Origin of the sequence: Aureimonas sp. AU22, assembly GCF_001463745.1 — a bacterium.
Taxonomy (GTDB): domain Bacteria; phylum Pseudomonadota; class Alphaproteobacteria; order Rhizobiales; family Rhizobiaceae; genus Aureimonas.
In genome coordinates this window covers 69,997-92,700 of sequence record NZ_BBWJ01000037.1, presented here as the reverse complement: position 1 = coordinate 92,700, position 22,704 = coordinate 69,997, and the positions used below count along the sequence as shown (strand labels likewise).

22 protein-coding genes and 1 pseudogene are annotated in these 22,704 nt (G+C 67.2%); 9 read left to right on the top strand and 14 right to left on the bottom strand.

All coding sequences use genetic code 11. The annotated features are described in order from the left end of the window. From AUL34_RS22850 to araD1, 8 genes and pseudogenes are all read right to left on the bottom strand, one after another. Positions 1-159 (bottom strand): annotated as a pseudogene (locus AUL34_RS22850) (sugar ABC transporter substrate-binding protein); the annotation flags it as partial. Between the two features lie 209 nt (positions 160-368). Continuing rightward, on the bottom strand, positions 369-1,016 hold the full coding sequence (locus AUL34_RS13070; RefSeq protein WP_061934487.1) for a 2-dehydro-3-deoxy-6-phosphogalactonate aldolase: 648 nt from the start codon (positions 1,014-1,016) through the stop codon (positions 369-371). Continuing rightward, positions 1,013-1,942: a 2-dehydro-3-deoxygalactonokinase gene (locus AUL34_RS13065; RefSeq protein ID WP_061934485.1), complete on the bottom strand. Its 930-nt coding sequence runs from the start codon at positions 1,940-1,942 to the stop codon at positions 1,013-1,015. Before AUL34_RS13065 ends, AUL34_RS13070 begins: the two co-directional genes overlap by 4 nt. Further along, positions 1,939-2,856 (bottom strand): SMP-30/gluconolactonase/LRE family protein, encoded by a 918-nt coding sequence (locus AUL34_RS13060; protein ID WP_082653357.1) that lies wholly within the window; start codon positions 2,854-2,856, stop codon positions 1,939-1,941. The genes AUL34_RS13065 and AUL34_RS13060 overlap by 4 nt, the downstream gene beginning before the upstream one ends. Positions 2,857-2,864: 8 nt before the next feature. Beyond that, positions 2,865-4,727, bottom strand: a complete 1,863-nt coding sequence (locus AUL34_RS13055) for an IlvD/Edd family dehydratase (RefSeq protein ID WP_244492553.1) — start codon at positions 4,725-4,727, stop codon at positions 2,865-2,867. Positions 4,728-4,776: 49 nt separating this feature from the next. After that, positions 4,777-5,847 carry an aldose epimerase family protein gene (locus AUL34_RS13050; protein ID WP_061934483.1) on the bottom strand — a complete coding sequence of 357 codons (1,071 nt, stop codon included), beginning with the start codon at positions 5,845-5,847 and terminating at the stop codon, positions 4,777-4,779. 2 nt (positions 5,848-5,849) lie between these two features. Beyond that, entirely contained in the window at positions 5,850-6,776 is a 927-nt protein-coding gene (locus tag AUL34_RS13045; protein ID WP_061934481.1) for a Gfo/Idh/MocA family protein, read from the bottom strand. An 8-nt stretch (positions 6,777-6,784) separates the two neighbouring features. Continuing rightward, entirely contained in the window at positions 6,785-7,783 is a 999-nt protein-coding gene (gene araD1 / locus AUL34_RS13040; protein WP_061934479.1) for an AraD1 family protein, read from the bottom strand. A gap of 275 nt (positions 7,784-8,058) precedes the next feature. Here araD1 and AUL34_RS13035 point away from each other — a divergent pair, with 275 nt between their 5' ends. Continuing rightward, positions 8,059-9,477: an MATE family efflux transporter gene (locus AUL34_RS13035; RefSeq protein WP_061934477.1), complete on the top strand. Its 1,419-nt coding sequence runs from the start codon at positions 8,059-8,061 to the stop codon at positions 9,475-9,477. On the opposite strand, the gene AUL34_RS13030 is transcribed toward AUL34_RS13035, so the two are convergent. Then, the gene (locus tag AUL34_RS13030; protein WP_061934474.1) at positions 9,467-10,744 is read right to left on the bottom strand and encodes an L-fuconate dehydratase; all 1,278 of its coding nucleotides are present in this window, start codon (positions 10,742-10,744) and stop codon (positions 9,467-9,469) included. The two genes, AUL34_RS13035 and AUL34_RS13030, sit on opposite strands and share 11 nt — an antisense overlap. An 87-nt stretch (positions 10,745-10,831) precedes the next feature. On the opposite strand from AUL34_RS13030, the gene AUL34_RS13025 reads away from it, so the two are divergent. The 7 genes from AUL34_RS13025 (at position 10,832) to AUL34_RS12995 (ending at position 17,271) form a co-directional block, all read left to right on the top strand. Then, complete coding sequence (locus AUL34_RS13025; protein ID WP_244492552.1) at positions 10,832-11,644, top strand: IclR family transcriptional regulator; 813 nt, start codon at positions 10,832-10,834, stop codon at positions 11,642-11,644. Next, positions 11,641-12,384 (top strand): SDR family oxidoreductase, encoded by a 744-nt coding sequence (locus AUL34_RS13020; protein WP_061934472.1) that lies wholly within the window; start codon positions 11,641-11,643, stop codon positions 12,382-12,384. The genes AUL34_RS13025 and AUL34_RS13020 overlap by 4 nt, the downstream gene beginning before the upstream one ends. Positions 12,385-12,396: 12 nt before the next feature. Next, on the top strand, positions 12,397-12,819 hold the full coding sequence (locus AUL34_RS13015) for an RbsD/FucU family protein (RefSeq protein ID WP_061934470.1): 423 nt from the start codon (positions 12,397-12,399) through the stop codon (positions 12,817-12,819). A 126-nt stretch (positions 12,820-12,945) separates the two neighbouring features. Further along, positions 12,946-13,926, top strand: a complete 981-nt coding sequence (locus AUL34_RS13010) for an ABC transporter substrate-binding protein (protein WP_061934468.1) — start codon at positions 12,946-12,948, stop codon at positions 13,924-13,926. A gap of 243 nt (positions 13,927-14,169) precedes the next feature. Then, complete coding sequence (locus AUL34_RS13005; RefSeq protein ID WP_061934466.1) at positions 14,170-15,717, top strand: sugar ABC transporter ATP-binding protein; 1,548 nt, start codon at positions 14,170-14,172, stop codon at positions 15,715-15,717. 11 nt (positions 15,718-15,728) lie between these two features. Continuing rightward, positions 15,729-16,712 carry an ABC transporter permease gene (locus tag AUL34_RS13000; protein WP_061934464.1) on the top strand — a complete coding sequence of 328 codons (984 nt, stop codon included), beginning with the start codon at positions 15,729-15,731 and terminating at the stop codon, positions 16,710-16,712. Positions 16,713-16,887: 175 nt separating this feature from the next. Then, complete coding sequence (locus AUL34_RS12995; RefSeq protein ID WP_244492555.1) at positions 16,888-17,271, top strand: response regulator; 384 nt, start codon at positions 16,888-16,890, stop codon at positions 17,269-17,271. Between the two features lie 18 nt (positions 17,272-17,289). Here the strand turns inward: AUL34_RS12995 and AUL34_RS12990 are convergent, their stop codons facing one another. The 3 genes from AUL34_RS12990 to AUL34_RS12980 are packed head-to-tail and all read right to left on the bottom strand — an operon-like array spanning position 17,290 to position 21,081. Beyond that, positions 17,290-18,981, bottom strand: a complete 1,692-nt coding sequence (locus AUL34_RS12990; RefSeq protein WP_061934462.1) for an AMP-binding protein — start codon at positions 18,979-18,981, stop codon at positions 17,290-17,292. Further along, a complete protein-coding gene (gene mmsB / locus AUL34_RS12985) occupies positions 18,978-19,895 on the bottom strand; it encodes a 3-hydroxyisobutyrate dehydrogenase (protein ID WP_061934460.1) in 918 nt (305 codons plus the stop codon). Before mmsB ends, AUL34_RS12990 begins: the two co-directional genes overlap by 4 nt. A 43-nt stretch (positions 19,896-19,938) precedes the next feature. Beyond that, entirely contained in the window at positions 19,939-21,081 is a 1,143-nt protein-coding gene (locus AUL34_RS12980; RefSeq protein WP_061934458.1) for an acyl-CoA dehydrogenase family protein, read from the bottom strand. Between the two features lie 239 nt (positions 21,082-21,320). Here AUL34_RS12980 and AUL34_RS12975 point away from each other — a divergent pair, with 239 nt between their 5' ends. Beyond that, positions 21,321-21,677, top strand: coding sequence for a hypothetical protein (locus AUL34_RS12975; RefSeq protein WP_061934456.1), 357 nt, complete (start codon positions 21,321-21,323; stop codon positions 21,675-21,677). A gap of 72 nt (positions 21,678-21,749) precedes the next feature. Here the strand turns inward: AUL34_RS12975 and AUL34_RS12970 are convergent, their stop codons facing one another. Both AUL34_RS12970 and hxlB read right to left on the bottom strand, forming a co-directional pair. Beyond that, the gene (locus AUL34_RS12970; protein ID WP_061934454.1) at positions 21,750-22,070 is read right to left on the bottom strand and encodes a hypothetical protein; all 321 of its coding nucleotides are present in this window, start codon (positions 22,068-22,070) and stop codon (positions 21,750-21,752) included. A 63-nt stretch (positions 22,071-22,133) separates the two neighbouring features. Next, entirely contained in the window at positions 22,134-22,688 is a 555-nt protein-coding gene (hxlB, locus tag AUL34_RS12965; protein ID WP_061934452.1) for a 6-phospho-3-hexuloisomerase, read from the bottom strand. Positions 22,689-22,704 lie beyond the last annotated feature (16 nt).

Here is a 22,704-nt window from a genome sequence, read left to right as displayed (position 1 = left end):
AAGCTGCTTCACCATGTTGTCGCCATCGGCGATCCAACGGGCCGAAGCCTTCGTCGGCATGAGCACGCCGACGGTGCCCTTCTCCTGTGCGAACGCACCGCCGGACAGGGTCATCGCGCCGAGGGCAACCGCCGCCAGCAGGGTCTTCATTCGAATCATACTCTTCCTCCCATCGCGACGTCGCCGCAGCGGACGTCCGAAAGCGCGAACCCCTCGCGCTGAGCTCTTCGAATCGTCGCGGGACATGCCCGCGCGCTCCTCGGCTCCGGCCGTCCCTGCTCCATGCGACGGGACGGTCGGAGACCAATTGTCCGATGAATTATCGCATTGACGTAAACGTCGCCAATGAATTTTTTCTGCGCTCTGATTTATCGTAAACCGCAAACGCGGTCGTAGAGCAAGATGGCTTTATCGGCGCGCTCGCGGATCTCCCCAGCGGTCATACCCGGCTTATAGAGAGAGGAACCGAGGCCGAAGGTTCGCACCCCGACGGCGACATAGCCTTCGAAGTCCGCTTCCGACACGCCGCCGACGACGCCGATCTCCCGGTCCTTCGGCAGAACGGCGCGGATGGCGGCCACCCCGGACGGACCGAGGACGCTGGCGGGAAAGAACTTCAGCGCCGAGGCCCCGGCGGCGATCGCCTGGAACGCTTCGGTCGGCGAGAAGACGCCGGGCATCGTCACCATGCCATGGGACGCCGCGCGCCGGAGCACCGCCGCATCGACATTAGGCGAAACGAGAAGCCGCCCGCCGGCATCCGCCAGCCGGTCGACGTCGTCAGGCGTCAGCACCGTGCCGGCGCCAATGTAATGGCCCGCACCGCCGAGACGGACCGCGGATGCGATCGAACGGAAAGCGTCGGGCGAGTTCAGCGGAATCTCGATCGCCTCGAAGCCGGCTTCGATCAGCGTCGCGACGGCTGCCTCGGCCTCTTCCGGCTTGATGCCGCGCAGGATGGCGACGAGCGAGCGTCGCAGCGAGGGCCACGCCACATGGGATGAAACGTCGCTCATGCGGACCTCCGGTCGGGATGCAGAAGATGGGCGGCGGCTCGCAGGCCGTGCCGCACGCAACCGTCGGCGTCCAGCCGGCGGTCGAGCGTCAGTCCGGCCAGGGCGAACGCCGATGCGTAGAGGTCCGCGATCGGCCCCGACGCCAGCAACGCCACGCGGTCTGGCCTGCCGAAACGCGACAGCGCGCCCGCGAACTCGAGCCCGATCAGAAGCCCGGACAGGCGGGCGGACTGCAGGGCCGGCGCGGCCCCTTCGAGCAGCCAGCCGGCCCGCAGTTGGAACAGCGCGTTGGTCGCCTCGCCAGCCCGCAAGAAGCCGCGCGCGAAACCCTCGGAGAACCCTGCGTCGGACGGTTCGGGCCGGGTGTCCGTTTCCACCGCCTGCCGCAGGATAGATCCCGTACGCAGAAGCTGGAAGAGCTCGCCGGTCATGAAGGTCGCGAAGCCCGACACGGTGCGGCCGTCGAGACGGACCCATTTCGAGTGGGTGCCCGGCATGCAGACTAGACCGGTATCGAAGCCTTCGGCCACAACCCCGAGAAGCTGGGTCTCCTCGCCCCGCATCACGTCCGGCGCGTCGCCGCGCTGGGCTAGGCCCGGCAGAATGTGGATCGGCCGCCCCGCATTTGGAACCGGGGTCGCACGGTTCGCCAGATCGTCCAGCGCCGTCGGAACCGTGAGGTAGGCCGCCTCGACCCAGCCGGTCCGCGAGCCGACCATGCCGCAAAGCACGGCGGGCGTGTCGGGCGACAGGCCCATCGCACCGAGATGTCGGTCGAGAACTCCGGCGAAATCGCCGTCTGTGACGCCGATCAGCCCTTCGGGCGCGCGTCGCTCGGCCAGCACCTCGCCGTCGGAGGTGCAAGCCCAGGCGCGGAACGATGTGGTGCCCCAGTCGACCAGGGCAAAGGCTGCTGGGGCGCTCACGATGCCAGCCGCACGCGCGGCTCGGCCAGACCCTTCACGCCCGCCTGAACGATGAAGGTGCGACCGGCATTCGGATCGGCCGTCCGCGCGGCGTCGTCCAGGCCTTCATAGGCGGTGGTGACGAGCAGCTGGTCGAGATGACGGCCGGTGAAGGCCGGGCAGCTGGGCTGGCGCGCCGGAATGGCGAGCGTGCGGATGTTCTTGCCCTCGGGCGAGAACACCTCGATCCGGCCCGCGCCCCAGCGGGCACTCCAGACGTTGCCCTCGGCGTCCGTCACAGCGCCGTCCGGACCGCCGGGACATGCGCCTGCGGCGACGAAGACGGCTGGTTCGCCTGCCGGCAGGCCTGTTTCGGCATCGAGAGGCACGCGATGAATGTCGCCCCGCGCCGTATCGGCGAAGTAGCCGACCGTGCCGTCCGGCGAGAAGCAGATCGCGTTGGGAATGGACACCTGGGCGTAGAGGCGGCGCAGCTCGCCGCCGCGAAACCAGTAGATGGAGCCGCGCCCGGTTTCCGCCTTGCGACCCATCGTGCCGATCCACAACGCCCCGGACGGGTGGACCCGGCCGTCGTTGGATCGCGTGTCGGTCTCGTCGGCCTCGAGTGCGGTGTGCGGCGTCAGCGCGCCGCTCGCGACGTCGCGGACATAAAGACCTTTCTCCGTCGCCAGAAGTTGCGTGCGATCGTCCACGACGCAGAGCTGACTTGCCATGAGAGGCAGTTCATGGACCCGCACTTCGGTGCTGGCCGAATGCTTTTCGAACAGCTTGCGGCCGACGATGTCGAACCACCAGGCCGTGTCGGTCGCCGGATCGTAGGTCGGCCCCTCGCCGAGATGGCAAGCGGGCGCGTCGAGGATATGATGGGGGGCGGCGTCGCCCGCCCCCGTCTTGCCGTTCGCCGTGTCCTGCATGGCCGCTCTCAGTGGTTGTCGCGGGGCACGCCCCTCGTCTGCGCGAGGCGCTGATATTGCACGGCGTTTTCCAGGACGGCACCCGTCTCCATCTGGCCGACGAGCGTCCGCTGGATTTCCTGCCAGGGCGTCTGGTGCTCGGGATACTTGTAGCCGCCCTCGGCCTTCAGCGCCGCGCGGCGCTCGGCCAGCTCGTCGTCGGAGATCAGGATGTTGGCCGTGCCGCGCCCGAGGTCGATGCGCACCCTGTCGCCGGTTTTGAGGACCGCGAGGTTGCCGCCGGCCGCCGCTTCCGGCGAGGCGTTGAGGATCGAGGGCGAGCCCGAGGTGCCCGACTGACGCCCGTCGCCGATGCAGGCGAGCGAGGTGACGCCCTTCTTGATGAGGTAGTCGGGCGCGCGCATGTTCACCACCTCGGCCGCGCCGGGATAGCCGATCGGGCCGGCGCCGCGCATGAAGAGGATCGTGTTCTCGTCGATGCCGAGCGCCGGATCGTCGATCCGGTGGTGGTAGTCCTCCGGTCCGTCGAACACCACCGCCTTGCCCTCGAAGGCGTTGGGATCGTTCGGGTTGACGAGATAACGCTCGCGGAACTCGGGGCTGATCACGCTGGTCTTCATGATGGCCGACGAGAAGAGATTGCCCTTCAGCACGAGGAAGCCCGCCTTCGCCTTCAGCGGCTTGTCGTAGGTCTTGATGACGTTCTCGTCCTCGATCGGCGCGCCCCGGCAGTTGTCGCCGATGGTGCGACCGTTCACGGTCATCGCGTCCTCGCGGATGAGGCCTTGCCCCATCAGCTGGTTCACCACCGCCGGCACGCCGCCGGCGTGGTAGTAGTCCTCGCCGAGATATTCGCCCGCCGGCTGCAGGTTGACGAGCAGCGGGATCTCCTCGCCGAACTCCTGCCAGTCGTCCACCGTCAGATCGACGCCGATGTGGCGGGCGAGCGCGTTGAGGTGGATCGGCGCGTTGGTCGAGCCACCGATCGCGGAATTGACGCGGATGGCGTTGACGAAGGCGTCCTTGGTCAGGATGTCCGAGGGCTTCAGGTCCTCGCGCACCATGTCCACGATACGAAGGCCCGTGCGGTAGGCAACCTCCTGGCGGTCGCGGTAGGGCGCGGGGATCGCGGCCGAGCCTGGCAGCTGCATGCCCAGCGCCTCGGCCAGCGAGTTCATCGTGGTGGCCGTGCCCATCGTGTTGCAGTAGCCGGTGGACGGAGCCGACGAGGCCACGAGCTTGACGAAGCCCGCATAGTCGATCTCCCCCTTGGCCATCAGCTCGCGCGCCTTCCAGACGATCGTGCCCGAGCCCGTGCGCTGGCCACGGAACCAGCCGTTCAGCATCGGGCCGACCGAGAGCGCGATGGCCGGAATGTTGACGGTGGCCGCCGCCATCAGGCAGGCCGGCGTCGTCTTGTCGCAACCGATCGTCAGCACAACGCCGTCGAGCGGGTAGCCATAGAGGATCTCGACGAGGCCGAGATAGGCGAGGTTGCGGTCGAGGCCGGCCGTCGGGCGCTTGCCGGTTTCCTGAATCGGATGAACTGGAAACTCGATAGCGATGCCGCCGGCCTCGCGAATGCCTTCGCGCAGGCGGTTGGCGAGTTCGAGGTGATGGCGGTTGCAAGGGCTGAGGTCCGAGCCGGTCTGCGCGATGCCGATGATCGGACGACCGGACTGAAGCTCTTCCTGGCTGAGGCCGAAGTTCATGTAACGCTCGAGGTAGAGCGCCGTCATGTCGGCGTTGTCCGGGTTGTCGAACCAGGCGCGCGAGCGCAGCGTCGTACCGGCGCGACCGTGGCCGCGATTGCCGCCGGCGGTCTTCAACTCGTCGGTTCCCTCGATCTTGGTCGTCAGGTCGTTCGACATGGGGCTTTCTCCTTCGGCCTCGATGCTGATCGGCGTGAGGCCTGAAACGTCAGGCATGCGTGAAGCGAAACACGGATCGGTGGCGATAGGTCTCGCCGGGATCGAGCCTCGCCGAGGGGAAATCGGGGCGATTGGGCGTGTCGGGATACAGCTGCGGCTCCAGGCAGAGCGCATCACCCATGCGGTGCGTCAGACCGTTCTTGCCGACGGAGGTGCCGTCGAGGAAGTTGCCGGAATAGAACTGAACGCCGGGCTGGTCGGTCAGAAGCTCCATGACCCGCCCGCTGCCGGCATGCCGAACTGTCGCGGCCAGCCTCGGCTCGCCGCCGGACAGGCCGCGCAGGCACCAGTTGTGGTCGTAGCCCCGCCCCCGACGGATCTGCTCTTCCGGCGCCCGGATGCGCTCGCCGATGACGTGGGCACTGCGGAAGTCGAAGGCCGTTCCTTCGACCGCAGCGGGCCCACCCTCCGGAATCGCGCCGACGGCGACCGGCAGGTAGTGGTCGGCCTCGATGCTCAACTCGTGGTCCAGGATGCTGGCGAGGTGTCGTGTGCCGCCGAGATTGAAGAAGCTGTGATTGGTCAGGTTCACGACCGTCGAGCGATCGGTGCGCGCTTCGAAGGCGAGTTCCAGACCATCGTCGCGCAGGCGATAGGTCACGCTGGTTTCCAGCCGACCGGGAAAACCGCATTCGCCGTCCGGGCTGACGCGCGTCAGGCGCACGAACGGCGCCTCGCCCCCTCCCGTTTCCGCAATCCCCCAGACCTGGCGATCGAAGCCGTCCGGCCCGCCATGCAGCGCATTGGCGCCGTCATTGGCGGGAACGTGAAACCGTTCGTTGTCGATGCTGAAGGTGCCGCCCGCGATGCGGTTGGCATAGCGGCCGATCGTGGCGCCGTAGAAGCTACGCGTCTCGACATAGCCCTGAAGATCATCGTGGCCGAGCACGACGTCGTCCACCTGCCCTTGGCGATCTGGCACCAGAAGCGCCTGCAGCGTCGCCCCGTAGGTAATGACGCGAGCTTCGATCCCGCGCGCACGCAGACTCACGATCTCGACGTCGCCGCCGTCGGGCAAGATGCCGAAGCTCTGCCGATCGAGGTCTGGCGAGCCCGTCATCCTCAAGCCTCCACGAAGGCTTCGACGACGTGTCGGCGGCCCAGAAGGAACGCGTCGGCGACATGCTGGAGAGGCGACAGATCGACGTCGATCTCGCCGGCCGACGCGAGTTGCGCGAAACGCCGGTAGATGCCCGCATATTCACGGTCCGGCTGGTCGAGGCGCATGGCCCCGTCCACGAGCAGCCGCTTTCCGCCATCGGCCACCGTCAGCGAGCCGGCGTCGGTCTCGACCATGATGTTCCAGATCTCGCCGCTGGTTTCGCGCCAATCGAACTCGGCCGAAACCGGCAGCCCGGCGGAATCGGAGAAAGCGAGCGAGGCCGCGATCGGCGCCGCACGGTTCTCCGGAAAGGACAGATCGGACCGCGTCAGGAACACCGGGCGCGGAAGGATGGCGGTCATGATCGACAGAGCGTTGATGCCGGGATCGAACACGCCCAACCCGCCGGGCTCCCAGATCCACTCCTGGCCCGGGTGCCACTTGCGCACGTCCTCCTTCCACTCGATCCGCACGGAGCGGATCGTGGTGTCGGCCAGGAAGGCGCGGGCCGGCTCGACGGCCGGGGCGAAGCGCGAATGCCACGTCGCGAAGAGCGCGACGCCCTTCTCGCGCGCCAAAGTCTCCAAGGGACGCACTTCGCTGACCGTCGCCCCGGGCGGCTTCTCCAGAAGCACGTGTTTGCCGGCCGTCAGCGCCGCGATCGCCTGTTCCTGACGCCCCTGCGGCGGGGTGCAGAGTGCCACCGCGTCGAAGAGGTCGGCATGGGCCAGGAGCTCATCCAGCGTCGGGAAGCAGGGCACGCCGTCCAGCGCCGCGTTGCGGCTGGCCACCGCGGTCAGTTCGACGCCGTCGACGGCCGCGATCGAGGGAACGTGCTGGTCCCGGGCAATCTTGCCGAGACCGAGAATGGCAACGCGCAGTGTCATGGCCGGTCTCAGAGCGAGCGAACGGCGACGGGCGTCTCCGTGCCCGGGGTTTCGGCCAGCGGGTTGACCAGCGGCAGCCGGAACGGCCGCGCGTCGATCTCGAACCGGTCGCCGGCTTCCGTCTTCACGCCGTGCGTGACGGAGAGCGTCGCGGTGCCGAAGAAGTGGACGTGGAGGTCGCCCGGCCGGCGGAACAGATCGTACTTGAAGTGGTGATGCTCGAGATTGGCGATCGTGTGGGACATGTTCGCCTCGCCCGACAGGAACGGCTTATCGAACACAAGCTCTCCATTCCGGCGGATGCGCGAGGTGCCCTCCACGTGGTCGGGCAGCGCGCCGACCAGAAGTTCCGGACCGAGCGACGCCTGGCGCAGCTTGGAATGGGCGAGCCACAGATAGTTGCCGCGCTCGACCACATGGTCGGAGAACTCGTTGGACAGGCAGAAACCGAGGCGGAACGGCGTGCCGTCCGGTCCGATCAGGTAGATGCCGGCCAGTTCCGGCTCCTCGCCGCCATCCTTGGCGAAGACCGGCGAGGTCAGCGGATCGCCAGGGCCGACGAGGCAGGAGCCGTCGCCCTTGTAGAACCACTCGGGCTGAACCCCGATCTCGCCCTGCGAGGGCTTGCCGCCCTCCAACCCCATGCGAAACATGCGCATGGAATCGGTGAGCTGTTCGCCGGCCTGCTCCTTGTGCATCTTGTCGCGCCCATCGGCTGAACCGAGGTGCGTCAACCCGGTGCCCGCTACGATGAAGTGCGCGGGGTCGGGATGATGGATCGGCATGAGGATGCGGTCGTCCGCCAGCGCCGCATCGAGATCGACGGCCGCTCCCCGTCCCGCACGATCGATCTCTTCGGCCAATGTCGAGCCCCGCGCCACGGTGGTCTGCGCGAGGTCGTAGGACGAGAAGTAGCCGGGCACGACATGGCCCGCCCCCTCGTCGCCCGCCGCCACGACCTGCACCGAGCCGTTCGCGTCTTTCACCTGGAGGATACGCAGAGCCATGACCGTTCCATGCAACTGGAGACTACGGAAGGGAAAAGACGGCCGGCCGGCAGATCGTCTCGCCGAAGGTCCACCGCCCCAATTGTCTGCGTTATTTCGAACCGCTCCAATCTTGTCAATCGAGTACGGCGGGCCGGCCTTCAAGTCCGCATGAAATCGTCGCTGCGTTGCAGCATGAAGGAACGTCGTTCCGGCCGCCTGCGATGCTGGACAGGGTGACGGCGCGGCGCTACCCACCCCCCTGCCCTTCGACCGGGCACGGGGGAGGCAGGACCATGGCGGCGCAAGGGTTGGATGATGGTCTGCGCGCGCCGTTTCCCGCCTCCTGGGGTTCGCATCTGAAGGCCACTCTGCTGCTCGGACTGCCTTTGATCGGGGCACAGCTGGCGCAGATGTCGATCAACGTGACGAACACCGTTCTCATCGGTCGGCTCGGGCCCGTGGAACTGGCTGCGGCCGTCCTCACGTCGCAGACGTTCTACGTGTTCTGGATGTTCGGCTCGGGCTTCGCCTATGCGGTGATGCCGATGGCGGCGTCTGCCAACGGACGCGGCGATACGCGCGCCGTGCGCCGCTCGGTGCGGATGGGTCTCTGGGTCGTCGGCGCCTACAGCGCGGTCGTGATGGTGCCGCTCTGGTTCACGCGCGACATCTTCGTCGCCCTCGGACAGGATCCTCGCGTCGCCGAACTCGGCGGGCACTACATGCGCATCCTGCAATGGTCGATGCTGCCCTATCTCGCGACCTTCGTCCTGCGCTCCTATCTCAGCGCGCTGGAGCGGCCACGCGCCGTGCTTCTGATCACCGTCGTCGGCGCGCTGCTCAACGGTGTTGCCAACTACGGCCTGATCTTCGGCAACTTCGGCTTGCCCGCTCTTGGCCTGACGGGATCGGGGATCGCGTCGGGGACGACCTCGATCTTCATCTTCGCCGCCCTCGTGGCCTATACCCGCTCGGTTTCCGCGCTCGCACCCTACGATCTCTGGCGCCGTTTCCATCTGCCGGACTGGGAGGCCTTCCGCGAGGTCGCCCGGCTCGGCTGGCCGATCGGCGCCACGATCGTCGCCGAGGTCGGCCTGTTCACGGCAGCCTCCGTGATGATGGGCTGGATCGGAACGGTGGAACTCGCCGCCCACGGCATCGCGCTGCAGCTGGCGTCCATCTCGTTCATGATCCCGCTCGGGCTTTCGAGCGCGGCGACGGTGCGCGTCGGCTCGGCCTATGGCCGCGGCAACGCCGCCGACGTGGCGCGCGCGGCACGGGTTGCGATGATGGTGGCCATCGGCATCGCGCTCTTCGCCGCGCTGCTCTTCTGGGCCGTGCCGGAGCGGCTGATCGGCCTCTACCTCGATCTCGGTCAAGCGGATGCCGGACGGGTGCTGGCGACCGCCATCCCGCTCCTGGCCGTCGCCGCCGCCTTCCAGCTGATCGACGCGGCGCAGGTGGCGGCAAACGGCGTCCTGCGCGGATTGAAGGACACCCGCACCCCGATGCTCATCGCGGTCGGCAGCTACTGGGCCGTCGGCATGCCGATCGCCTACACGCTCGCCTTCCCGTTCGGCTGGGCCGGTGTGGGGGTCTGGTGGGGCCTCGCCGCCGGCCTCCTCGTCGCGGCGGTTTCCATGACCGCGCGCTACCTCCATCGCGAACGGAGCGGACAGATCGCGGCGGCGCCCGAACCCTTCAGCCCCTGAAGATATGCGCCTCGATGGAGGCGCGCTTCATCTCGATCGAGAAGCCCGGCGCGCGCGGCGGCATGTAGCGCCCACCCTTCACGTCGCAGGGGTGCACGAAGTGCTCATGCAGGTGGTCGACATATTCGGCCACCCGCCCCTCCATCGTGCCGGACACGATGAGGTAGTCGATCATCGACAGGTGCTGGACGTATTCGCAGAGGCCCACGCCGCCAGCATGCGGACAGACCGGCTTTCCGAACTTGGCCGCCATCAGCATGATGGCGAGGTTCTCGTTCAACCCGCCGACGCGTGCGGCGTCGATCTGCACCACGTCGATCGCATCCGCCTGCAGGAACTGCTTGAACATGATCCGATTCTGGCACATCTCGCCGGTCGCGACCTTGATCGGCGCGACGCCCGCCTTGATCTGGCCGTGGCCGAGGACGTCATCCGGCGAGGTCGGCTCCTCGATGAACCACGGGCGGAATTCGGCGAGGCGGTTGACCCACTCGATCGCTTCGCCGACCTCCCAGACCTGGTTGGCGTCGATCATCAGCGTCCGATCAGGGCCGATCTCCTCGCGTACGATGCGGCAGCGGCGGATGTCGTCATCGAGGTCGCGGCCGACCTTCAGTTTGAAGTGGGTCCAGCCCTCCGCCATGCCCTCACGGCAGAGGCGCCGCATCTTGTCGTCGTCGTAGCCGAGCCACCCGGCCGAGGTCGTGTAGGTCGGGTAGCCCTTCTCCGACAGAAGAGCGAGGCGCTCCGCCTTGCCGGCCGCCGCGCGCACCAGGATCTCGCGTGCTTCCTCTCGCGTCAGCGCGTTGCCGAGATAGCGGAAGTCGACGAGCGCCAGGATCTCGTCCGGGGACATGTCGGCCAGGAGCTGCCAGACCGGCTTGCCCGCCTGCTTCGCCCAAAGATCCCAGACCGCGTTCACCACGGCGCCGATCGCCATGTGCATCACACCCTTGTCGGGCCCGAGCCACCGGAGCTGACTGTCGCCGGTGATCCGTCGCCAGAAGCCACCCATGTCGGAGGCGATCTCCTCGACCGACAGTCCGACCACGCGCTCGGCCGCTGCCCGAATCGCCAGCGTCACGAGGTCGTTCCCCCGGCCGATCGTGAAGGCCAGACCATGGCCCTCGAGGTCGCCGTCCGTGCCCAGCACGACATAGGCGGCGGAATAGTCGGGGTCGGGATTCATCGCGTCCGACCCGTCGAGCTTCATCGACGTGGCGAAGCGGATATCGAACGTCTCGAAGCTCGTGATTGTGGTGGACATGCCGCTCGATCCCTGTTCATATATGAAAACTGAAATCACTAGCAGAACCGAGAGTCAATGGATCGACAGGAGGCAGTCTCCGAGGACGTGGCCCGCTACAGCGCCCCGGCGCTGGAGAAGGGGCTCGACATCCTGGAGCACCTGTCGTCCACCCGCGCCGCGTTGAACCTCGGCGAACTCGCCGACGCCTTGGGTCGCACGCGCAGCGAGATCTTCCGCATGGTCGCCGTCCTCGAAGCGCGCGGCTATCTCGAGCGTGTGGGAGCCGATCGATACGTGGCGGCGGACAAGCTGTTCCGCCTCGGTCTCAACCGCCCGCTCCACCGCTCGCTCACCGACGCCGCACTTCCCGTGATGCGCGATTTCGCGGAAAGCACCGGATATTCCTGTCACCTCGCCGTGCCCAGCGGCACGCAGATGGTGGTGATCGCGCGGGTGGAAAGCGTATCGCATATCGGGTTTTCGGTTCGCATCGGCTATCGCCAGCCCCTCGTGCGCACGGGCTCGGGCCACTGCCTCCTCGCCTTCATGAGCGAGCGGCGGCGCGAGCGCACGCTGGCGGCCATCGCCGTGGAGGAGCCGGGGTTCGATTTCGCCGCGCTCGCCGCACGCCTGGACCAGTTTCGCCGCGCTGGCCGAATCGTTCGCGCGTCCGGCATCACCGACGGCGTGACCGACGTGTCGCTGCCGATCTTCGACCCCGAGGATACGGGCGCCGTCGCCGCGCTGACCTGCCCGCATCTTCGCATCCTGAGCGACCCGGTGGAGCCGGAAGCGCTGGCCGACGAGGTCGACCGCTCGGCCCAGCGCATCAGCGCCGCTCTGGCGGCGCCTGTCGCGGCACTGGACGCGGACGTCATCCACTCGCGCCCTGCGGCGCCCAAGGGAGAACGCAATTGAGTCAACGTCTGGCAGGACGGCGCGCGATCGTGACCGCCGCGGCGCAGGGCATCGGCCGCGCCACGGCGCTCGCCTTTGCCCGCGAGGGCGCCGAGGTCATCGCCTCCGACATCAACGAGGAGCGTCTAGCCGACCTTGGATCCGAGCCCGGCATCACGACGCACCGCCTCGACGTGCGCGACGGCGACGCGATCGCGGCGTTTGCGCGCGACGTCGGCCGCCCCGACATCCTCTTCAACTGCGCCGGCTTCGTCCACGCGGGCACGATCCTCGACTGCACGGAAGAGGAGTTCGATTTCGCCTTCGATCTCAACGTGCGCTCGATGTTCCGGATGGTGCGCACCTTCCTGCCGGCGATGATCGAGGGCGGCGGCGGGTCCATCGTCAACATAGCGTCCGTCGCCTCGTCCGTGATCGCCGCGCCCAATCGCTTCGTCTACGGTGCGTCGAAGGCTGCGGTCATCGGCCTGACGAAATCGGTCGCGGCGGATTTCGTAGGCCAGGGCATCCGCGCCAACGCGATCTGTCCGGGCACGGTGGAAAGCCCATCGCTGGAAGACCGCATGCGCGCGACCGGCGACCTCGAGGCCGCGCGTGTCGCCTTCGCGGCGCGCCAGCCCATGGGCCGTCTCGGCAGGCCGGAGGAGATCGCGGCGCTCGCGCTCTACCTCGCCTCGCCCGAGTCCGCCTTCGTCACCGGGCAAGCCATCTCGATCGACGGCGGCTGGACCAACATCTGAGCGAGGATCCCCATGCTGCGAAACATCCATCCCCTGCTCGGTCCGGACCTGCTCCATGCCCTGCGTGCGCTCGGACACGGCGACGAGATCGTGATCGCCGACGCGAACTTTCCGTCGCATTCGCTCGGCCCCCTCGTCGTGCGCCTCGACGGCATCGACGCGGTGACGGCCGCCGACGCAATTCTGACGCATCTGCCGCTCGACACGTTCGTGGAGGACGCGGCCTTCCGCATGGAGGTCGTCGGCGACCCCGCCCAGGTGCCGCCGATCGCCGAAGAGTTCGCCGAGGTCGTCCGCCGCCGCGCGGGCGACTTCGCGATCCGTTCGCTGGAACGATTCGCGTTCTACGAACGAGCCAAAACGGCACGCCTGATCGTCGCGACCGGAGAAACGCGCCATTACGGCAACTTGATCCTGACGACGGGCGTGCTCTGAACCGTTGCATACCGGGCGTTTGGAGGCAGGCAGCTCTTGCCAATCGATCCCGGCGCCGATACGGTATGTTTATCTCAATCAGAACAAGAACCGGAACAACCGGTCCATTTTGGGGGAGGAAACCCGATGACCTTGAAACTGACCCGCCGGCTCGCGCTCGCCGGCATCGCCGCCGCCACTCTGGCCCTCGGCCTGCCGAGCGGCCCTGCGCTGGCGCAGCAGCCCACCATTCCGATCATCGTGAAGGACACGACGTCCTTCTACTGGCAGATCGTGCTCGCCGGCGCCCGCCAGGCCGGCAAGGATCTCGGCGTCAACGTGCCCGAGCTCGGCGCACAGGCGGAAACCGACATCAACGGCCAGATCTCGATCCTCGAGAACGCCGTAGCCGGCAATCCTGCCGCCATCGTGATCGCGCCGACCGAGCGCACGGCCCTCGGCCCCCCGATCACGGAAGCCGCCAAGTCCGTTCCGATCATCGGCATCGACTCCTCGGCCGAATCCACCGCCTTCACCTCGTTCCTGACGACCGACAACGTCCAGGGCGGCCGCATCGCCGCCGACGGTCTCGCGGCAGCCATCAAGGCCAAGACCGGCAAGGAAGAGGGCGACGTCGCGCTCATCACGAATTCGCCGAACGCCGGCTCGCTGGAGGAGCGCAAGAAGGGCTTCATCGAGCAGCTTGCAAAGCATCCCGGCCTCAAGCTGGTCGCGGACCGCTACGCCGACGGCCAGGCCGCGACGGGTCTCAACATCACGACCGACCTGCTGACCGCCAACCCGAACCTCGTCGGCATCTTCGCCTCTAACCTGATCATGGCGCAGGGCGCTGGTCAGGCCGTCGCGGAGAACGGCGTCAAGGACAAGGTCGCCCTGATCGGCTTCGACAGCGACGATCGCCTCGTCGGCTTCCTGAAGGACGGTGTGATCTCGGGTCTCGTGGTGCAGGACCCCTATCGCATGGGTTACGACGGCATCAAGACCGCGCTCGCCGCTTCGAAGAAAGAGAGCGTCGAGAAGAACGTCGACACCGGCGCGAACCTCATCACCACCGAGAACATGAACGAAGCCCGGTCTCAGGAACTCCTGAACCCGAAGGTGAACTGACCGTCATCGACCGGAGGGCGGCCACCGCCGCCCTCCGTTCTCCGAGTGTCCGGCGAAATTTTCGTGCATTCGTCTGACGGGCTTCAAGTCCGAGCGTCGTCGCCGAACCAGCCCGTTTGAAGTGCAGGGCCTCGGCCACCGCCGCCCCCTACTGAAGTGCGCCGAACGCTCGCCATGCAAGATCGCGCCCGCCCTCCGCGTCGTTCGGACGGCGCGCCTCGTCGCAGCGGTTTCGAGGTTGCCATGTCCTCTACGCAGAACGATCCCCTTCCGGTCGATCTTCATCTGACCACCGATCCGCTTCCCGAGGCCGGCACGACGATCCTGGAGTTGCGGCAGCTCGAGAAACGCTACGGGCCGGTGCTCGCCCTCAAGCCCGCGTCCCTCGCCTTCAAGGCCGGCGAGGTGCATGCGATCGTCGGCGAAAACGGCGCCGGCAAGTCCACGCTGATCAAGCTCCTGACGGGGGTCATCCGCCGCTCGGGCGGTGAAATCCTTTGGCAGGGCAAGCCGGTCGACCTAGCGACCCCGCAGGAAGCGATCGACCACGGCATCAACGCCGTGCACCAGGAGGTCGTCCTGTGCCGGCACCTGTCGGTGGCCGCCAACATCTTTCTCGGCGACGAAACGGTACGCTTCGGGCTTCTGCAGAAGCGCAAGATGAACGAGGCCGCTCAGGCGATCCTCGACGATCTCGGCTTTCACCTGCCGGCCGAAGCCGAACTCGGCTCGCTCACCATCGGCCAGCAGCAGCTCGTGGCCACCGCCCGCGCCTCGCTGCGCGGAACGCGGTTCCTGATCTTCGACGAGCCCACCGCCTACCTCACGCGCCAGGAGGCTGCGCAGCTCTTCACGCTGATCCGGCGCCTCAAGGCCGAGGGCGTGACGATCGTCTACATCAGCCACCGCATGGAGGAGATCTTCGAGCTCGCCGACCGCGTCTCGGTCCTGCGGGACGGCACCCATGTCGGCACGCGCCTGATCGGCGAGACGAACGACGCCGAGCTCGTCGCGATGATGATCAACCGATCGCTCGAGCAGATCTACCACAAGGAAGCGGTGGCGATCGGCGCGCCGCTGATCGAGGCGCGCCACCTTTCGGGCGCGGGGTTTTCCGATGTGTCGCTGACGGTCCGAGCCGGCGAGATCGTCGGTCTCTACGGGCTGATCGGTGCGGGCCGCAGCGAGTTCGCGCTCAGTCTCTTCGGCCGCAATCCGAAGACGAGCGGCGAGATCCTCTGGAAGGGTCAGCCGATCGACATCACCAACGAGCGCAAGGCGATCGATCTCGGCATCGCACTGGCTCCCGAGAGCCGACGCGACCAGGGCCTCGCACTCAACCTGCCGATCGGCCTCAACCTGAACCTGCCGATCTACAACCGGCTGACGCGCGGCATCACGATCTCCTCGAGCCTCGAGGCGGAGCACGCCGACCGGCAGATCAAGAATCTTGCGATCAAGACCCCGAGCCGGCGCTCGCTCGCATCGTCCATGTCCGGCGGCAACCAGCAGAAGATCGTGATCGGCAAATGGCTGAACCACGGCGCCGAGGTCTTCATCTTCGATGAGCCGACGGTGGGCGTCGACGTCGGCACGAAGGCCGAGATCTACCGGCTCTTCGGCCAGCTCCTGAAAGGGGGCGCCGGCATCCTCCTGATCTCCTCCTACCTGCCGGAGGTCTACGAGCTCGCCGACACCCTGCACGTCTTCCGCGGCGGACAGCTCGTCGGCACCAGCGGCTTTCACCAGTCCACGCACGAGGACATTCTCACCCAGGCGATCGGCGTCTGAACGAGGCGAACATGACCATTCAAAGCTCCAACGCCGATGCCGTCGCCGCTCTCAAGAAGCCGCGCCGCAACTTCGGTTTCCTGTTCGCGCTGACCCTGCTCGGCCTTCTGGTCGCGCTCTGGGTCTTCCTGGCCTTCGCGACGCCGACCTTCGCCACCGGCAACAACATCTCGAACCTTCTCCGTCAGGGCTCGATGATCGCGATCCTGGCGATCGGCCAGACCTTCGTGATCATCACGGCCGGCATCGACCTATCCGTCGGCGCCGTCGTCGGGTTCTCGACGACAGTCATCGCCTACCTGCTCCAGGCCGGCGTACCGGTGTGGATGGCCGTGATCCTGACGCTCGTCATGGGTCTCGCCATCGGCATGTTCCACGGTTTCGGCATCGTGAAGATGGGTCTGCCACCCTTCATCATCACGCTCGCGACCCTGACCGCCCTGCGCGGCATCGGCCTCGTTATCACCAACGGATCCACCATCTCGATCACCGATCCGGCGTTCAACGAGTTCTCGCGCAACGCCTTCCTCGGTATCCCCAACTTGTTCTGGATGGTCATCGTCGTCGCGGTGCCCGCCTTCGTCTTCCTGCATCGCTCGCGCTTCGGCCGCTATCTCTTCGCGGTCGGCTCGAACCCGGAAGCGGCACGCTTGTCCGGCGTCAACGTCTCGCGCACCATCTACATGGCGTATTCGCTTTCGGCGATCTGCGCGGCCTTCGTGGGCGTGCTGCTGGCCACCCGCATCGGCGTCGGCAACGCCACGCAGGCCGAGGGCTGGGAGCTTCAGGCCATCGCCTCATCGGTGATCGGAGGGACGAGCCTCTTCGGCGCGGTCGGCTCGATCCACGGTCCTCTGATCGGCGCCTTCATCCTCGCGACCATCAACAACGGCGCCAATCTCCTCAACGTGAACTCGTTCTGGCAACGCATCATCACGGGCGTCCTGATCATCGTGATCGTCTACTTCGACCAGCTCCGCCGTCGCCGGGGGTGAGGTAACCCAAAGACCACAGGCGGCCGGAGAACCATGAGGGTCCCGGCCGCTTATCTGTTCGGAAGGAACTTGTGCCCCATAATGCAGCTTTGACGAGTAGACCGCTTCGGGTCGAAGACGGGCTGCTGATGGTCCCGGATACCGGGCGTGTCGAGTTTGCAGGATTGAGGGTTTGGTGGCAGCGACCGGGGCCGCGTTGGCGGGCAAGCATGTTCTCGTTGTGGAAGACGAGTTTCTAGTCGCCATCGACATCGAGGCGGAGCTCGAGGAGAACGGCGCGCGGGTCACCTGCGCCGGGACGCTCGCGATCGCGGAAGCCTGTGCCAAGCGAGAGCGGTTCGATGCCGCGATCCTCGACGTGAACCTCCACGGCAAGACGTCCTATCCGGTCGCCGACATTCTCCGGCAGGAACATGTGCCGTTCGTCTTTCACACCGGCCAGGGCGAGAAACGCATACTGGCCGAGCGCTATCCCGGCGTGGAAGTCTGCAACAAGCCCTGCGATGGCATGGCGCTCGTCTCCATGCTCGGCCGCGTCCTCACGAACGGCGCGGCCTGATCCGTCGGTCACGACGCATCAGGTCCCGAGATCGCGCTCCGAGAACTGCGCCAGTACCAAGTCGTCCCGGATCTGATCGGCATCGCGCCGCCGCAACTCGACGCGCCGGATCTTGCCGGACACGGTTTTCGGCAAGTCCTCCACGAACACGAGCTCGCGGATGCGCTTGAACGGCGCAAGCCGCTTGGCCGCGTGTGCGTAGATGGCGCGAGCCGTTTCCAGATCGGCTCGCACGCCATCCGTCAGCGCCACGAAGGCGCGCGGCACCGCAAGGCGCAACGGATCGGCCAAGGGCACGACGGCCGCCTCGCGCACGCTCGCATGCTCGATCAACACGCTTTCCAGTTCGAAGGGACTGATGCGGTAGTCGGATGACTTGAACACGTCGTCCGAGCGACCGACGAACCTCAGCCCGCCGGCTTCGTCGCGGAAGGCGACGTCGCCGGTCCGATAGACCGCACCCTCGGCCCCGGCGAGCGTGCCGTCGTCCTGCAGGTAACCCGCCATCAGGCCGGCCGGGCGAGACGCGCCGAGACGGAGGGACACCTCGCCTTCCCCCGCGACATCGCCGTCCGCATCGAGGACCTCGACGTCGTAGCCCGGCAGCGGTCGCCCCATGGACCCCGTCGCCCCCTCGACGCCGGGGGTGTTCGCGATCATGGCCGTCGTCTCGGTCTGACCGTATCCATCGCGGATGCGCAGGCCCCAGGCAGCCTGAACACGGTCGATGACCTCCGGGTTAAGCGGCTCACCGGCCGCGCAGAGCTCGCGCAGACTGTGACGGACGACGGCAAGGTCTTCCTGGACGAGATGACGCCATACGGTGGGCGGGGCACAGAGTGTGGTGGCGCCGGCCTGCCCGATCGCCCGCAGCAACACCTTGGCGTCGAAGCGCGGCTGGTTGACGATGAGGACGCAGGCGCCGGCATTCCAGGGCGCAAAGAACGAGCTCCAGGCATGTTTCGCCCAGCCGGGTGACGACACGTTGAGATGCACGTCGCCCGGCCGCAGGCCGAGCCAGTACATCGTCGTGAGTGCGCCGATCGGATAGCTGCGATGCGTGTGCAGGACGAGCTTCGGCTTCGCCGTGGTTCCCGACGTGAAGTAGAGGAGCATCGGATCGTCGGCCCGGGTTTCCCCGTCCGGCCGGAAGTTCGCTGCTTCGTTCGCCCTTGCGTCGAGAGAGACCCAGCCGTCGTGCACCATCGCGCCGGGGACGAGCCGCAGACCGTCGAAGCCTGCCTCGTCCACCTTCTCGCACTGACCGGGATCGGTGACGATCGCCTTCACCCCGCCCCTCGCGATCCGATCCGCCAGCTCGCTCGCGGTCAGGAGAAGCGTCGCGGGAATGACGACCACCCCGAGCTTGAACGCGGCGAGCATGACCTCCCAGAGCAGCGGCTCGTTGCCGACCAGGAGCAGGAGCCGGTCCCCGCGCGACAGCCCCTTGCCGCGCAGGAAATTGGCGAGGCGGTTCGAGCCTTCGGACAGCGCGGCGAAGCTGAGGCTCGTCTCGGCCCCCTCCGCGCAATCGACGATCCGCAAGGCAGGCTGGTCACGCGTTGCGGGATCGGTTGCCAGAACGCCGTCGAACCATTCGAGGGCCCAGTTGAACGTATCGGCCTCGGGCCAGCGGAAGCCCGCGCGCGCGGCGGCGAGGTCGTCGCGATTGGCCAGCAGGAAGTCGCGCGCCTCGCGAAGCGTGGTCATCGCGCGTCCTCGGTAGAGGTCGTCGTCGCGGCTCCCCGCAGGAACTCGATCATGGCCGAAAAATCCCGTTCGCCGCCGCCTTCGTCCAGCAGGCGGTCGTAGAGGGTTCGGGCAAGAGCGCCCATCGGCGTCTCGAAATGGGCGTCCCCGGCGGCAGCCTGCGATAGTCCGAGATCCTTTGCCATCAGCGCGGCAGCGAAGCCGGGACGATACTCGTTGTTCGCCGGTGACGTGGGCACGGGCCCGGGCACGGGGCAGTAGCTCGTCAGCGACCAGCACTGACCGGACGATTTCGACGCCACGTCGAACAGCGCCTGGTGGGACAGGCCGAGCTTCTCGCCCAGCACGAACGCTTCGCACACGCCGATCATCGAGATGCCGAGGATCATGTTGTTGCAGATCTTGGCCGCCTGGCCGGCCGCCGCCTCCCCGCAATGGACGATGCGCCCGGCCATGGGTTCGAGGATCGGTCGCGCCCGCTCGACGGCTGCCGGATCGCCCCCGAGCATGAAAGTGAGAGAACCAGCCTCGGCGCCCCCCGTCCCGCCCGACACCGGCGCATCGACGGAATGGAACCCATGCGCGACGGCCGAAGCGTGGATCGCCTTGGCGCTTGCGATATCGATGGACGAGCAGTCGATATGGAGCGCACCGCGAGTCAGAAGCGGGTAGGCCTCCTGGCTCACGGCGACGACATGGCGCCCGGCAGGCAGCATGGTGACGAGGACGTCTGCGCCGGTCATGGCTTCGGTTAGCGATCCCACTGTCTCCACGCCAGCCGTTCGCATGGCCTCCATCGCAGGCAACGAGGCGTCGAAGGCGCGAACGGATGCGCCCGCCGCCACGAGACGCGACACCATCGGTCGTCCCATGTTGCCGAGGCCTACGAAGGCGATGGTCGGGTTGCCTGTCATCGATGCTCTCCCCCAGCGATCCTCGCAAGGCGGCTGACGAGCCCTAACGGCCCATCACCTGCCGCGCGACGATCACGCGCATGATCTCGTTGGTGCCTTCGAGGATCTGGTGGACACGCAGGTCCCGAACGATCTTCTCCAGCCCGTAATCCGTCAGGTAGCCGTACCCGCCGTGCATCTGGAGCGCTTCGTTGGCGATCGCGAAGCCCTTGTCGGTGCAGACCCGCTTGGCCATGGCGCAGAGCGTCGAGGCGGCGGGGTCGCCGGCATCGAGCGCGGCGGCCGCGCGCCACAGGATGCTGCGTCCAACCTCCAGGTCCGTCATCGCGTCGGCCATGCGGAAGCGCAGCGCCTGATGCTCGGCGAGACGTTTGCCGAACGCCCGGCGCTCGTTCATGTAGGCGACGGCCTTGTCCAGGGCGGCCCAGGCACCGCCGAGCGAACAGGCGGCGATGTTGAGGCGGCCACCGTCCAGCCCGGCCATCGCGATCGAGAAACCCTGGCCCTCGACCCCGAGCCGGTTGGACACGGGAACCCGGCAGTTCTCGAAGACGAGGGCGCGGGTCGGCTGTGCGTTCCATCCCATCTTCCGCTCCTCGGGCCCGAAGCTCAGGCCAGGCGCGTCGCCCGGCACGACGAGCGCCGAGATGCCCGAGGGTCCGTCGTCGCCAGTGCGAGCCATGACGACGTAGAGATCAGCCATCCCACCGCCGGAGATGAACTGCTTCGTGCCGTCGAGGCGGTAGGTGTCGCCCTCCCGCGCCGCGCGGGTGCGCAGCGAGGCTGCGTCAGATCCGGCGTCGGGCTCGGTCAGCGCGTAGGCGGCGATCGCGTCCATGCTCGCAAGCTTCGGCAGCCAATGCGCCCGCAACGCCTCGTCACCGCGGCTCGCGATCATACCGGCGGCCATGTTGTGGATCGACAGGAAGGCAGCCACGCTCGGGCAACCGGTCGCGAGCGCCTCGAAGATCAGCGCCGCGTCGAGGCGGCCGAGGCCGGATCCGCCGAGCGCCTCGTCGACGTAGATCGCGCCCATCCCCAGCGTCGCGGCCTGGCGCAGCGTGTCCACCGGCAGGCGGCGCTCACGGTCCCACTCCCCGGCGAACGGAGCCATTTGCTCGGCCGCGAACTCGAGCGCCATCGCGCGAATGGCCGTCTGTTCCGCGCCGAGGGCGAAAGCGTTCATGTCGTTCCTCCCGCCCGGTCGCATCTTCGTCGGCCTTTGGCGATTCACCCGCGACGATAACCTGCGCCCGGCGGATCGTCCAAGGGCACGATCCCGATTCGTGACGTTGGTGCGACAAGAAGAACTTCATTCGCGAACGGAACCGAACGCAGGGCGCCCGCATTCAGATGTCATCCGATACCAGCGACGTCGGAGACGTTGCTTGCAGTTGGTTCGTCAGTCATCTTGGGGAGTATCAAATGAACCGCCTGATTATCGCCTTCGCCGCTACGGCTGCCCTGTCCACGGCCGCCATGGCCCAGACGTCGGAAACCTCGAACCCGGTTCCGGCCACGAGCGCGGGCGACGATACCGTGATGCCGGCCGGCGCCGCGAGCACGGTTGTCGTACCGACCGACGCGCCCCCGGCCTCGACCGACGCCAACACGAGCAAGGTGCCGGTGCCCGGCAACGACAGCGGCATCGGCTCGGCCATGCCGGCGGAAGCCGCCAGCACCGTGGTCGTTCCGACCGACGCCGCGCCGGTCGGCACGGACACGTCCAATCCGGTTCCCGGCACGAGCGCCGGTGACGACTCCGTGACGAAGACGAACTGATCCATCAGGTCGTACCGTAAAACGCCGGCCCCTCGGGGTCGGCGTTTTGCTGTCGGCATCGCGACGCATCGCTCACGCGTGGGGGCGATGGGTCTCGGCGTTGCGTTTGCGGGTTGCAGCGGCCTTCTTCGCCGATGCGGAACGATCGGCGGCAGTGCGCGACGCCGATGCCTTGCCGCCCTTCTCGCCACCTTTTTGCGCAGATGGATGGGTGTCGGGATGCCCCCTCCCCGATCCGCTCTTGTTGCCGCCGCCGCTGTCCTTGTTGACCGTCGCCCAGGCGCGGCGCTCGGCTTCCTCTCCAGATACGCCGCGCTCCTCGTAGCCTTCGGCGATATGCTCCGCCTTGCGCGCCTGCTTGTCCGTGTATTTCGACTTGTCGCCTCTTGGCATGCGAACCTCCTGTTGCACGGGTTCGACGGGAAATCCCGCCGCCCCGGCCGGGGTTCCGGCGCCCTACTCCATGTTCGTGTGGTTGGCGCGCATGACCTCCGGCGTGACCCCGAGGCTCGTCTTCAGCTTCAGAACCATCACCTCGAAGAGAACGAAGAGTGCACCCTCGAACAGCGAGCCCATGGGGAGAACGGAGGTCGCAGCGGCACCCTGGTCGTTCGCCATGGTCTGGGCGGGTATGGTCAGAACGAAGTCGGCCATCTTCGGCACGCGACCCTGCGGCTGGGCGGTGACGACGAGGACGTCCGCCCCCGCCGCCTTCGCGACACCGACGAGCGCGACCGCGGTCGAGATTTCTCCCGGACCGCAGACGACGAGGAAGAGGTCGCCCGCCCCCAGCGCCGGCGTCGTCATGTCACCCACGACGGATACCGAACGGCCGAGATGAAAGAGGCGCATGGCGAAGCCCTTGACCGCCAAGCCCTCGCGCCCGCCGGCATAGACCGAGACATGACGTGCCTGAGCGATGCGCCGGCAGGCCTCGTCCACTGCGGCGTCGTCGATCGCATCGGCGACCCCGGCCAGTTCCTCGATCGCGGTCCGGTAGAGATTGCTCATTCGTGTTCCTCCAAGT

Bases quoted from the DNA above. Each gene is read 5' to 3' on its own strand.
- AUL34_RS12975 (WP_061934456.1), top strand. From the start codon at position 21,321: ATGAACCGCCTGATTATCGCCTTCGCCGCTACGGCTGCCCTGTCCACG.
- AUL34_RS12990 (WP_061934462.1), bottom strand. From the start codon at position 18,981: ATGACCACGCTTCGCGAGGCGCGCGACTTCCTGCTGGCCAATCGCGAC.
- AUL34_RS13030 (WP_061934474.1), bottom strand. From the start codon at position 10,744: ATGTCCACCACAATCACGAGCTTCGAGACGTTCGATATCCGCTTCGCC.
- araD1 (WP_061934479.1), bottom strand. From the start codon at position 7,783: ATGGCTCTGCGTATCCTCCAGGTGAAAGACGCGAACGGCTCGGTGCAG.
- AUL34_RS13015 (WP_061934470.1), top strand. From the start codon at position 12,397: ATGCTGCGAAACATCCATCCCCTGCTCGGTCCGGACCTGCTCCATGCC.
- AUL34_RS12980 (WP_061934458.1), bottom strand. From the start codon at position 21,081: ATGAACGCTTTCGCCCTCGGCGCGGAACAGACGGCCATTCGCGCGATG.
- AUL34_RS13045 (WP_061934481.1), bottom strand. From the start codon at position 6,776: ATGACACTGCGCGTTGCCATTCTCGGTCTCGGCAAGATTGCCCGGGAC.
- AUL34_RS13035 (WP_061934477.1), top strand. From the start codon at position 8,059: ATGGCGGCGCAAGGGTTGGATGATGGTCTGCGCGCGCCGTTTCCCGCC.
- AUL34_RS13050 (WP_061934483.1), bottom strand. From the start codon at position 5,847: ATGACGGGCTCGCCAGACCTCGATCGGCAGAGCTTCGGCATCTTGCCC.
- AUL34_RS13005 (WP_061934466.1), top strand. From the start codon at position 14,170: ATGTCCTCTACGCAGAACGATCCCCTTCCGGTCGATCTTCATCTGACC.
- AUL34_RS13060 (WP_082653357.1), bottom strand. From the start codon at position 2,856: ATGCAGGACACGGCGAACGGCAAGACGGGGGCGGGCGACGCCGCCCCC.
- AUL34_RS13000 (WP_061934464.1), top strand. From the start codon at position 15,729: ATGACCATTCAAAGCTCCAACGCCGATGCCGTCGCCGCTCTCAAGAAG.
- AUL34_RS12970 (WP_061934454.1), bottom strand. From the start codon at position 22,070: ATGCCAAGAGGCGACAAGTCGAAATACACGGACAAGCAGGCGCGCAAG.
- mmsB (WP_061934460.1), bottom strand. From the start codon at position 19,895: ATGACAGGCAACCCGACCATCGCCTTCGTAGGCCTCGGCAACATGGGA.
- AUL34_RS13055 (WP_244492553.1), bottom strand. From the start codon at position 4,727: ATGTCGAACGACCTGACGACCAAGATCGAGGGAACCGACGAGTTGAAG.
- AUL34_RS13070 (WP_061934487.1), bottom strand. From the start codon at position 1,016: ATGAGCGACGTTTCATCCCATGTGGCGTGGCCCTCGCTGCGACGCTCG.
- AUL34_RS13010 (WP_061934468.1), top strand. From the start codon at position 12,946: ATGACCTTGAAACTGACCCGCCGGCTCGCGCTCGCCGGCATCGCCGCC.
- hxlB (WP_061934452.1), bottom strand. From the start codon at position 22,688: ATGAGCAATCTCTACCGGACCGCGATCGAGGAACTGGCCGGGGTCGCC.